We start from the raw sequence: 11,477 nt of genomic DNA on the forward strand, positions 1-11,477 counted from the left end.
CCATGAACACCTCCGCCACGACCGGTTTCTGCCGGGTCACCGTCGTCGCGCCGGACAGCCGGATCGACGTCGCGCTGCCCGAGGACATCCCGCTCGCCGACGTCTACCCCGAGGTGCTGCGGCTGTCCAACCAGACCCAGCCGGACGGCGCCCCCACCGGCTTCCACCTCGTCCGCCGCGACGGCACCGTCCTCGACGGCGGCCTGTCGCTCGCCGCCCAGCAGGTCCGCGACGGCGACCTGCTCAGCCTCCGGCCGTTCGCCGAGTCGCTGCCGCCCGCCGTCTACGACGACGTCGCCGACGCCATCGCCACCGCGGGCGAGACCGACCGCCGGTTCTGGAGCGCCGAGCTGATGCGGGCCTTCGGCCTGATCGGCACCGGCGTGCTGCTCACCCTGCTCGGCTTCGCGCTCTGGTTCGCCGACCCGCGCCACGACATGCACGGCCTGCCCGGCGTGCTCTCCGGCGTCGCCGCCGTCGTGCTCACCGCCTTCGCCGGGGTCCGCGCCCGGGTCTACCGGGACGCCTGGGCCGGCCTCGCACTCGGCCTCGGCGCCCTCCCGCACGCCATGATCGCGGGCAGCGGGATCCTCTCCCCGGCCACGCCCCCGGACGGCCCGGGCCGGCTCCAGTTCCTCACCGGCTGCGTCGCCGTCCTGGTCGTCGCCGTGCTGCTGGTCGGCCTGCTGCCCGAGAAGGACTCGCTGTTCGTCGCCGCCGCCTTCCTGGCCGCCGCCGGCGCGCTCGCCACCTTCGCCGCCGTCCTGCTGCCCGGCACCCCGGCCGACCACGTCGCCGCCGTCACCGGCGTCACCGCCGTCGCCGTCATCGGCTTCCTCCCCGGACTCTCCGCCCGCTTCGCCCGGCTGCCCGTCGGCTTCAGCGCCCCCGGCCAGACCGGCACCCGCAGCCGCGACCACGACGAGGACGCCGACCGCGCCGAACTGGTCCAGTACGAGCGGATCGCCCACCAGGCCCGCCGCGGCCACGAGGTGCTGGTCGGCCTGGTCGGCGGCTGCGCCGCGGTGATCGTCGGCGCCTGCGCGGTGCTCGGCTTCACCGACGAGACCTACCCCGAACTGCTCGCCCTCGTCCTCGGCCTCGCCACCATGCTCCGCGCCCGGCTCTTCCGCTACACCGCACAGGTCTTCAGCCTCACCATCGCCGGACTCCTCGGCCTCTCGCTGCTCGTCGTCGGCCTCTCCCTGCACACCCCGCGGTTCGTCCTGGAGGCCGGCATCGGCTCCACCGACGCCGACCTGCGCACCGTCTGGCTGACCGCATCGATCGCCTTCGGCGCCGCGGTCCTCACCGCGATCGCCCTGGTGGTGCCCCGGCTCGGCGTCTCCCCGTTCTGGGGGCGGATCCTGGACCTGGTCGACAGCCTGACCCTGATGGCACTGGTGCCGCTGGTGCTCGCCGTCCTCGACGTCTACCGCCTGGTGCGCGGCGCCACCGGCTGACCGGCCGCCGCGCCACCGCCGGAGCCGCCCGGACCGGCCGGCCGGCACCCGCCGCCCGGCCGGATCACCGGCACTGGTACGCTTGGCCTCCGAGCGCAGCCGTGTGTCCGCCCCCGGTCGGGGCAGTGACCGCCGGCCGCGCCCGTCACGACACCGAGTTCTCACAGAGTCCTGTGCCGTAGACCAGGAACGCTCGGTATCACCTCGAAGGAGTTGCAGTGGCTCTCGCCCCTGACGTCAAGAAGCAGATCATCGCCGAGTTCGGCCAGAAGGAGGGCGACACCGGCTCCCCCGAGGTCCAGGTCGCCATGCTCTCCCGCCGCATCTCGGACCTGACCGAGCACCTCAAGGCCCACAAGCACGACCACCACTCGCGCCGCGGCCTGCTGATCCTGGTCGGTCAGCGTCGCCGTCTGCTGCAGTACCTGGCCAAGAAGGACATCGAGCGCTTCCGTGCGCTCGTCGACCGCCTGGGCATCCGCCGCGGTGCCGCCGGCGGCGCCCGCTAAGACCGCCGCTCGGGGCGGCTCCCCACACCGGGGGGCCGCCCCTCGCGCGTATGCCGCGGCCGATGACCCGGGGCGCCCGCAGCGGCGCCCGAACATAACAACTCGCGCGCACCTCCCCAGGTGGCCGAGGATTGCACCGTAGGGTTGTGGGAAATGCCGGTGTTGGCGCTGTCGAGCGCCACCCAGGCAGAAAGACCCCAGACCCCCCGCGGGACGAAGGCTTCAAACGGAAGCCGCCCGCATCCGAGAGAGCGTCCAGACGCGGACCGCCCGCCCGAACCCGGCCAGCCGAGAGGCGCCGGTCCTCGGTAGTGGCCGCCGGAAGCCCCGCAGACCGAAGCGGGGCGCACCGGAGGCTTCGATCGAAGACCGGCCCGACTGCCCCCCTCTGCGAAAGAGGGCCAGGGGCCACCGGCAGACGATGCGCGGGGACGCTCTCCCGGAGAACGTACGAAAGAGGAGATCTTCCAGGTGGAAGAGAACGTGTTCTACGCCGAAGCCGTGATCGACAACGGTTCCTTCGGCACCCGCACCATCCGTTTCGAGACCGGCCGTCTGGCCCGTCAGGCCGCCGGCTCCGCCGTGGCCTACCTGGACGACGACACCATGGTGCTGTCGGCCACCAGCGCGTCCAAGCAGCCGAAGGAGCACTTCGACTTCTTCCCGCTGACCGTGGACGTCGAGGAGCGGATGTACGCCGCCGGCCGCATCCCCGGCTCGTTCTTCCGTCGCGAGGGCCGGCCCTCCGAGGACGCGATCCTCACCTGCCGCCTGATCGACCGCCCGCTGCGCCCGTCCTTCGTCAAGGGCCTGCGCAACGAGATCCAGGTCGTCGTCACCGTGATGGCGCTCAACCCGGACCACCTGTACGACGTGGTGGCCATCAACGCCGCCTCCGCGTCCACCCAGCTGGCGGGCCTGCCGTTCTCCGGCCCGATCGGCGGCGTGCGCGTCGCCCTGATCAAGGGCCAGTGGGTGGCCTTCCCGACCCACAGCGAGCTGGAGTCGGCCGTCTTCGACATGGTCGTGGCCGGCCGCGTCCTGCCGGACGGCGACGTCGCGATCATGATGGTCGAGGCCGAGGCCACCGACAAGACCATCAAGCTGGTCGAGGGCGGCGCCGAGGCGCCGACCGAGGAGATCGTCGCCGCCGGTCTGGACGCCGCCAAGCCGTTCATCAAGGTGCTCTGCGCCGCCCAGGCCCAGCTGGCCGCCCAGGCCGCCAAGCCGACCGGCGAGTTCCCGGTCTTCCTGGACTACCAGGACGACGTGCTCGCCGCGCTGACCGCCGCCGTCAAGGACGAGCTGGCGCAGGCCCTCACCATCGCGGGCAAGCAGGAGCGCAACAACGAGCTCGACCGCGTCAAGGCGCTGGCCGCCGAGAAGCTGCTGCCCGAGTTCGAGGGCCGCGAGAAGGAGATCAGCGCCGCCTACAACGCGCTGACCAAGAAGATCGTCCGCGAGCGCGTCATCAAGGACAAGGTCCGCATCGACGGCCGCGGCGTCACCGACATCCGCACCCTGGCCGCCGAGGTCGAGGCCATCCCGCGGGTGCACGGCTCGGCCCTGTTCGAGCGCGGCGAGACCCAGATCCTGGGTGTCACCACGCTGAACATGCTCCGCATGGAGCAGCAGCTGGACACGCTCTCCCCGGAGACCCGCCGCCGCTACATGCACAACTACAACTTCCCGCCGTACTCGGTCGGCGAGACCGGCCGCGTCGGTTCGCCGAAGCGCCGCGAGATCGGCCACGGCGCGCTCGCCGAGCGGGCGATCCTGCCGGTGCTGCCGACCCGCGAGGAGTTCCCGTACGCCATCCGCCAGGTCTCCGAGGCGCTCGGCTCCAACGGCTCCACCTCGATGGGCTCGGTCTGCGCCTCCACCATGTCGCTGCTGAACGCCGGTGTGCCGCTGAAGGCCGCCGTCGCCGGTATCGCCATGGGCCTGATCTCGCAGGAGATCGACGGTGAGACCCACTACGTGACCCTCACCGACATCCTCGGTGCCGAGGACGCGTACGGCGACATGGACTTCAAGGTCGCCGGTACCCGCAACTTCATCACCGCCCTGCAGCTGGACACCAAGCTCAACGGCATCCCGGCGTCGGTGCTCGCCGCCGCGCTGAAGCAGGCCCGCGACGCCCGCCTGCACATCCTCGACGTGATGAACGAGGCCATCGACTCCCCGGACGAGATGTCCCCGAACGCGCCGCGCATCATCACCATCAAGATCCCGGTGGACAAGATCGGCGAGGTCATCGGCCCCAAGGGCAAGATGATCAACCAGATCCAGGAGGACACCGGCGCCGAGATCACGATCGAGGACGACGGCACCATCTACATCGGTGCCGCCGACGGCCCGGCCGCCGAGGCCGCCCGCACCACGATCAACCAGATCGCGAACCCGACCATGCCGGAGGTCGGCGAGCGCTACCTGGGCACCGTGGTCAAGACCACGACCTTCGGTGCGTTCGTCTCGCTCATGCCGGGCAAGGACGGTCTGCTGCACATCTCGCAGATCCGCAAGCTGGCCGGCGGCAAGCGCGTCGAGAACGTCGAGGACGTCCTCGGCGTCGGCGCCAAGGTGCAGGTCGAGATCGCCGAGATCGACCCGCGCGGCAAGCTCTCGCTGATCCCGGTCATCGAGGGCGAAGAGGCCGGCGAGGCCGCTTCCGAGTGAAGCGCCGCTAGCTGACTCCAGCGGCCCGCACGCCCCCGACGGCGTGCGGGCCGCACCCTGTTGTCCCCCCCCCACGCTCTCTACGGACCGCTTTCTACGGAGGTACCCCCGTGGCCCAGGCCTCGGCGGCGACGCAGCGCCCCGGCACGACCCGGACCCTGCTCAAGGGCGCCGACGGCGCCGGCACGGTGCGCCGCACCGTGCTCCCCGGCGGCCTGCGCGTCGTCACCGAGACCCTGCCGACGGTGCGCTCCGCGACCTTCGGCATCTGGGTCGGCGTCGGCTCGCGGGACGAGACCCCGCAGCTCAACGGGGCCACCCACTACCTGGAGCACCTGCTCTTCAAGGGCACCGAGCGGCGCAGCGCGCTGGACATCTCGGCCGCCCTGGACGCGGTCGGCGGCGAGATGAACGCCTTCACCGCCAAGGAGAACACCTGCTACTACGCGCGGGTGCTCGACACCGACCTCCCGCTGGCCATCGACGTGGTCTGCGACATGCTCACCGGCTCGCTGATCCGCCCGGAGGACGTCGAGGCCGAACGCGGCGTCATCCTGGAGGAGATGGCGATGGCCGAGGACGACCCGGGCGACGTCGTCCACGACCTCTTCGCCAAGGTGATCTTCGGGACCGGACCGCTCGGCCGCCCGATCCTCGGCACCCAGGACACCGTCCGGTCGCTCACCCGCGACCAGATCGCCGGCTTCTTCCACCGCCGCTACAAGCCCGAGCAGCTGGTCGTCGCCGCCGCCGGCAACCTGGACCACCGCAAGGTCGTCAAGCAGGTCGAGCAGGCCTTCGCCCCGCTGCTGGCCAGGTCCGACGCGGCCCCCGCCGAGGCCCGCCGCGGCGTCAAGGTGCTGCGCACCGCCGGCCGGGTGGAGGTGCTCCACCGCACCACCGAGCAGGCCCACCTGGTGCTGGGCGTGCCCGGCGTGCCCCGCCACGACGAGCGCCGCTGGGCGATGGGCGTGCTCAACGCGGCCCTCGGCGGCGGCATGAGCTCGCGGCTCTTCCAGGAGGTCCGGGAGAAGCGCGGCCTGGCGTACTCGGTCTACTCGTACTCCTCCTCGTACGCGGACAGCGGCCTGTTCGGCATCTACGCCGGGTGCCAGCCGAAGCGCGTCGAGGAGGTGCTGCGGATCTGCCGCGAGGAGCTCGCCAAGGTGGTCGCCGAGGGCATCACCGAGGAGGAGCTGCACCGCGCCATCGGCCAGATCTCCGGCTCCACCGTGCTCGGCATGGAGGACACCGGCTCGCTGATGAACCGGATCGGCAAGGCCGAGCTCAGCTACGGCCACCACCTGTCGGTGGACGACATGCTGGCGAAGATCGCGGCCGTGACCCTGGACGACGTGCACGCGGTCGCCCGTGATGTGCTGGGTGCCCACCGGCCGTCGCTCGCGCTGATCGGCCCGGTCAACGACAAGCGGGCCGCCCGGCTCGCCGACCTGCTGGTCTGAAGGGACTTCTCACCATGACGCTGCGTGTCGCCGTGATCGGCGCCAAGGGGCGGATCGGCTCCGAGGCCGTCAAGGCCGTCGAGGCCGCCCCGGACCTGGAGCTGGTCGCCACCCTCGGGCGGGGGTCGGAGCTCTCCGAGCTCACCGACGCCGGCGTGCAGGTCGCCGTCGAGCTGACCCACCCCGACTCGGTGATGGACAACCTCGACTTCTGCCTGCGCCACGGCATCCACGTGGTCACCGGCACCACCGGCTGGACCGACGAGCGGCTGGCCACCGTCCGCGGCCGGCTGGACGAGGCTCCGGAGCTGGGCCTGCTGATCGCGCCGAACTTCTCCATCGGCGCCGTGCTCGGCATGAAGTTCGCCCAGACCGCGGCCAAGTACTTCGAGTCGGTCGAGGTGGTCGAACTGCACCACGACCGCAAGGCCGACGCCCCCAGCGGCACCGCCACCCGCACCGCCCAGCTGATCGCGGCGGCCCGCGCCGAGGCCGGGCGGCCCCGGCAGCAGGACCCGACCACGCACAGCCTGCCCGGCGCCCGCGGCGCCGACGTCGACGGGGTGCCGGTGCACGCCGTCCGGCTGCGCGGCCTGCTCGCCCACCAGCAGGTGATGTTCGGCGACACCGGTGAGACCCTCACCATCCGCCACGACTCGCTGCACCACAGCAGCTTCATGCCGGGCATCCTGCTCGGCGTGCGCAAGGTCGTGGAGACGCCCGGGCTGACCCTGGGCCTCGAACACTTCCTGGACCTGTGAGACCTGTGACCGTGCTTGTCCCCTGGAGCGCGCCGTGACCTCCCGTACCGGCTTCTTCGTCCTCTCCGGCGTCCTGCTGCTGGTCGCCCTGGTCTGCGTGGGCGAGGGCGTCCAGCTGGTCGCCACCGGCAAGCCGCTCGGCATCGGCCTCGGCCTCTGCGCCTTCGTCGTCCCGGTGATCGGCGTCTGGTTCCTGCGCCAGACCGTCCGCTTCGGCCGCGACAGCGAGCGGCTCGCCAAGCAGCTGGAGGCCGAGGGCGGTCTGCCGGTCGACGAGCTGAAGCGCACCACGGGCGGGCGGATCGACCGCGCCTCGGCCGACGCGGTGTTCGCCCGCCGCAGGGCCGAGGCCGAGGCGGCCCCCGGGGACTGGCGGGTGTTCTTCCGCCTGGCGGTCGCGTACGCCGACGCCGGCGACGTGCCGCGGGCCCGCAAGACCATGCAGCACGCGATCCGGCTGCACCGCACCGCCACGGCGACCGCCGGTGCCATCGGCACCACCAGCACCAACGGCACCACCAGCACCACCGGCACCACCGAATCCGCGAGGAGTAACGCGTGAGCGACGACACGACGGCCCCCCAGTTCCGCAGCGACGTCACCGTGGACCTGGTCCGCAGCGCCGCCGCCGACTCGGACGTCATCTGGGCGGCCCGGGTCTCGACGGCGGGGGAGCAGTCCCTGGAGGCGCTCCAGCAGGACCCGGAGAAGTCCAAGGGCCTGATCAACTACCTGATGCGGGACCGGCACGGCACCCCGTTCGAGCACAACTCGATGACCTTCTTCATCAGCGCGCCGATCTTCGTGTTCCGCGAGTTCCACCGCCACCGCAGCGGCTGGTCCTACAACGAGGAGTCCGGCCGCTACCGCGAGCTGGAGCCGGTCTTCTACGTGCCCGCCGAGGAGCGCAAGCTGGTCCAGCAGGGCCGTCCGGGCCGGTACGAGTTCGTCGAGGGCACCGCGGAGCAGCACAAGACCGTCACCGCCTCGATGGAGTCCGCCTACCGCGAGTCGTACGAGCGCTACCAGGAGATGCTGGCGGCCGGCGTGGCCCGCGAGGTGGCCCGCGCGGTGCTTCCGGTCGGCCTCTTCTCCTCGATGTACGCGACCTGCAACGCGCGCTCGCTGATGCACTTCCTGTCGCTGCGCACCAAGCGGGAGAACTCGGCGGTGCCGTCGTTCCCGCAGCGCGAGATCGAGATGGTCGCCGAGCGGATGGAGGAGCAGTGGGCCCGGCTCATGCCGCTCACCCATGCGGCCTTCGAGAAGCACGGCCGCGTCGCCCCCTGACCTGGGACGACGGGCATATGGACTGAGTGTCTGGCATGTCTGGATTGCGGCATTTCCGACCTCTCCCTACGCTCGTGAACACGGATTCCGGTGCTGCTTGAACCCCCGAGCACGCAGCACCGGAATCCCATGTCCCCGCTGCTGACCCCGCCCCCGGTGCCGGCCGCCCGAGCGCCGCACCTGTCCGAACCCTGGACCGGCCTGGGTACCGCCCCACCGCCTACGAGTAGCTTTGGACGCATGGCTCCGACCTCCACCTCCCAGACGCCCTTCGGCCGGGTCCTGACCGCGATGGTGACCCCGTTCACCGCCGACGGCGGCCTCGACCTCGACGGCGCCCAGCGCCTCGCCGCGCACCTCGTCGACTCGGGCAACGACGGCCTCGTCGTCAACGGCACCACCGGCGAGTCCCCGACCACCAGCGACGCCGAGAAGGCACAGCTCGTCCGCGCCGTGGTGGAGGCGGTGGGGGACCGGGCCCACGTCGTGGCCGGCGTCGGCACCAACGACACGCACCACAGCGCCGACCTGGCCCGCCAGGCCGAGGCGGCCGGAGCGCACGGCCTGCTGGTCGTCACGCCGTACTACAGCAAGCCCCCGCAGGAGGGCCTGTACCGGCACACCACGCACATCGCCGACGCCACCGGCCTGCCGGTCATGCTCTACGACATCCCCGGCCGCAGCGGCGTCGCGCTGAGCCACGAGACCCTGGTCCGGCTCGGCGAGCACCCGCGGATCGTCGCCAACAAGGACGCCAAGGGCGACCTCGGCGCCGCCGCCTGGGCCATCGCCCGCTCTGACCTGGCCTGGTACTCCGGCGACGACATCCTCAACCTGCCGCTGCTCTCGGTCGGAGCCGTCGGCGCGGTGAGCGTGGTCGGCCACCTGGTCGCCGCGGATCTGCGTAGCATGATCGAGGCCTTCCTGGCCGGCGATGTGGCCAAGGCCACGGCGATCCACCAGCGCCTGCTGCCGGTCTTCACCGGTATCTTCCGCACGCAGGGCGTGATCCTCACCAAGGCCGCGCTCGGGCTCCAGGGCCTGCCGGCCGGCCCGCTGCGACTGCCCCTGGTAGGCGCGACTCCCGAGGAGATCGCGCAACTGAAGAAGGATCTCGCCGCCGGCGGGGTAGACCTGTAACAGACACAGACGTGCGCGCCCCGGCTCGCCGGACCCTCACGGGCCCGCCGCTGGACCGGACCGAAGGCGCGAATGCACAGACCCAGTAGGAAAAACCGACACTGAGTACGCACGCCATATGTCTCGCGGGGGAGGACCCCGGGCATATGGCGTGCGCCGTGAGGAGAGTCTTTTGAGCCACCCGCATCCCGAACTCGGCGCACCCCCCGCTCTCAAGGAGGGCGCCCTCCGCATCACCCCGCTCGGCGGTCTCGGCGAGATCGGCCGCAACATGACGGTCTTCGAATACGGGGGCCGCATTCTCATCGTCGACTGCGGCGTCCTCTTCCCCGAGGACGAGCAGCCCGGTGTCGACCTGATCCTCCCGGACTTCAGCTACATCCGGGACCGCCTCGACAAGATCGACGGCATCGTCCTCACGCACGGCCACGAGGACCACATCGGCGCCGTGCCGTTCCTGCTCCGGGAGAACCCGGACATCCCGCTGATCGGCTCGAAGCTCACCCTCGCCCTGATCGAGGCGAAGCTCGCCGAGCACCGCATCCGCCCGTACGTCCTGGAGGTCAAGGAGGGCGACCGCGAGCGGATCGGCCCCTTCGACTGTCAGTTCATCGCGGTCAACCACTCCATCCCGGACGCGCTGGCCGTCGCGGTGCGCACGCCCGCCGGCATGGTCGTCGCCACCGGCGACTTCAAGATGGACCAGCTGCCGCTCGACGGCCGCCTCACCGACCTCCCGGCCTTCGCCAAGCTGGCGGAGGAGGGCATGGACCTGCTGCTGGTGGACTCCACCAACGCCGAGGTCCCCGGCTTCATCCCGCACGAGCGCGACATCTCGGCCGCGCTGCGAAACGTTTTCGCGAACGCCGACAAGCGCATCATCGTCGCCTCCTTCGCGAGCCACGTGCACCGCATCCAGCAGGTGCTGGACGCCGCGCACGAGTACAAGCGGAAGGTCGCCTTCGTCGGCCGCTCGATGGTCCGCAACATGGGCATCGCCCGCGACCTCGGGTACCTGAAGGTCCCCGGCAACATGGTCGTCGACGTCAAGCAGCTGGACGACCTGCCGGACAAGGAGGTCGTGCTGATCTGCACCGGTTCGCAGGGCGAGCCGATGGCCGCGCTGTCCCGGATGGCCAACCGCGACCACCAGATCCGCATCGTCGAGGGCGACACCGTCGTCCTGGCGTCCTCGCTGATCCCGGGCAACGAGAACGCCGTCTACCGGGTCATCAACGGCCTGACCCGCTGGGGCGCCAAGGTCGTGCACAAGGGCAACGCCAAGGTGCACGTCTCCGGCCACGCCTCGGCCGGCGAGCTGCTGTACTTCTTCAACATCTGCAAGCCGCGCAACCTGATGCCGGTCCACGGTGAATGGCGCCACCTGAGGGCCGCCGCCGACCTCGGCATCGCCACGGGCGTGCCGCGCAACCGGACGGTCATCGCCGAGGACGGCGTCTGCGTCGACCTGGAGAACGGCGTCGCCCGGATCGTCGGCAAGGTCCAGGCCGGCTATGTGTACGTGGACGGCTCCTCGGTCGGTGACATCACCGAGGCCTCGCTCAAGGACCGTCGGATCCTCGGCGAGGAGGGCTTCATCTCCTGCTTCGTGGTGGTCGACTCCACCAACGGCAAGATCGTCGGCGGCCCGAGCATCCAGGCCCGCGGCTCCGGTATCGACGACGCGGCGTTCGTCCCCGTGGCGGCGAAGCTGCAGGAGGCGCTCGACCGTTCGGCCGGCGACGGCGTCCTGGAGATCCGCCAGGTCCAGCAGCTCGTCCGCCGGACCCTCGGCAAGTGGGTGGCGGACAACTACCGCCGCCGTCCGATGATCCTTCCGGTCGTCGTCGAGGTCTGAGCCTGCGGCTCGTGACCTCCTGACCTCGGTTTGACGTGGGGCAGCCCGGTGCGTAATGTTCTCCGGGTTGCCCCACGGGACGGCCCCGGCAGAAGTTCTCGAACGAAATTCGAGAACGGAGCGCGGAAAACGGCCCGAGAAACTCTGGTAGAGTTCGGGAGCGCCGAAAGGCCAAAGCAAATCGGATGAATGAAACTCCGGAAAACGGAGCGGAAAACGTCTGGTAAGCTGGAAACACGAAAGAACGAAGCGCCCGGAGGGCCGGTGTGAAAGCCGCCTGAAGGAAGTGTCCGTTCCTTGAGAACTCAACAGCG

The 11,477-nt window shown here is 70.9% G+C and carries 9 protein-coding genes; all 9 read left to right on the plus strand.

Annotated features, from left to right (window positions below):
- Positions 1–2 precede the first annotated feature (2 nt).
- The 9 genes from eccD (at position 3) to AC067J_RS39115 (ending at position 11,163) form a co-directional block, all read left to right on the plus strand.
- Positions 3–1,463 (plus strand): type VII secretion integral membrane protein EccD, encoded by a 1,461-nt coding sequence (gene eccD / locus AC067J_RS39075; RefSeq protein WP_478307554.1) that lies wholly within the window; start codon positions 3–5, stop codon positions 1,461–1,463.
- Positions 1,464–1,681: 218 nt separating this feature from the next.
- Positions 1,682–1,972, plus strand: coding sequence for a 30S ribosomal protein S15 (gene rpsO, locus AC067J_RS39080; protein WP_327676988.1), 291 nt, complete (start codon positions 1,682–1,684; stop codon positions 1,970–1,972).
- Positions 1,973–2,443: 471 nt separating this feature from the next.
- Positions 2,444–4,651 (plus strand): polyribonucleotide nucleotidyltransferase, encoded by a 2,208-nt coding sequence (locus tag AC067J_RS39085; protein WP_478307555.1) that lies wholly within the window; start codon positions 2,444–2,446, stop codon positions 4,649–4,651.
- A 110-nt stretch (positions 4,652–4,761) separates the two neighbouring features.
- Entirely contained in the window at positions 4,762–6,114 is a 1,353-nt protein-coding gene (locus tag AC067J_RS39090; protein WP_478307556.1) for a M16 family metallopeptidase, read from the plus strand.
- A gap of 14 nt (positions 6,115–6,128) precedes the next feature.
- Positions 6,129–6,875 carry a 4-hydroxy-tetrahydrodipicolinate reductase gene (dapB, locus tag AC067J_RS39095; RefSeq protein ID WP_478307557.1) on the plus strand — a complete coding sequence of 249 codons (747 nt, stop codon included), beginning with the start codon at positions 6,129–6,131 and terminating at the stop codon, positions 6,873–6,875.
- Positions 6,876–6,909: 34 nt separating this feature from the next.
- Positions 6,910–7,437 carry a hypothetical protein gene (locus AC067J_RS39100; RefSeq protein WP_478307558.1) on the plus strand — a complete coding sequence of 176 codons (528 nt, stop codon included), beginning with the start codon at positions 6,910–6,912 and terminating at the stop codon, positions 7,435–7,437.
- Complete coding sequence (gene thyX / locus AC067J_RS39105) at positions 7,434–8,165, plus strand: FAD-dependent thymidylate synthase (RefSeq protein WP_478307559.1); 732 nt, start codon at positions 7,434–7,436, stop codon at positions 8,163–8,165. The genes AC067J_RS39100 and thyX overlap by 4 nt, the downstream gene beginning before the upstream one ends.
- Positions 8,166–8,405: 240 nt before the next feature.
- Positions 8,406–9,305 (plus strand): 4-hydroxy-tetrahydrodipicolinate synthase, encoded by a 900-nt coding sequence (dapA, locus tag AC067J_RS39110; protein WP_478307560.1) that lies wholly within the window; start codon positions 8,406–8,408, stop codon positions 9,303–9,305.
- Between the two features lie 172 nt (positions 9,306–9,477).
- Positions 9,478–11,163: a ribonuclease J gene (locus AC067J_RS39115; RefSeq protein WP_478307561.1), complete on the plus strand. Its 1,686-nt coding sequence runs from the start codon at positions 9,478–9,480 to the stop codon at positions 11,161–11,163.
- The last annotated feature ends 314 nt before the right edge of the window (positions 11,164–11,477 follow it).

Source organism: Kitasatospora sp. NPDC042419 (genome assembly GCF_056437345.1).

Excerpts from the sequence above, each read along its gene's own strand:
- dapB (WP_478307557.1), top strand. The coding sequence starts at position 6,129 with ATGACGCTGCGTGTCGCCGTGATCGGCGCCAAGGGGCGGATCGGCTCC.
- dapA (WP_478307560.1), top strand. The coding sequence starts at position 8,406 with ATGGCTCCGACCTCCACCTCCCAGACGCCCTTCGGCCGGGTCCTGACC.
- eccD (WP_478307554.1), top strand. The coding sequence starts at position 3 with ATGAACACCTCCGCCACGACCGGTTTCTGCCGGGTCACCGTCGTCGCG.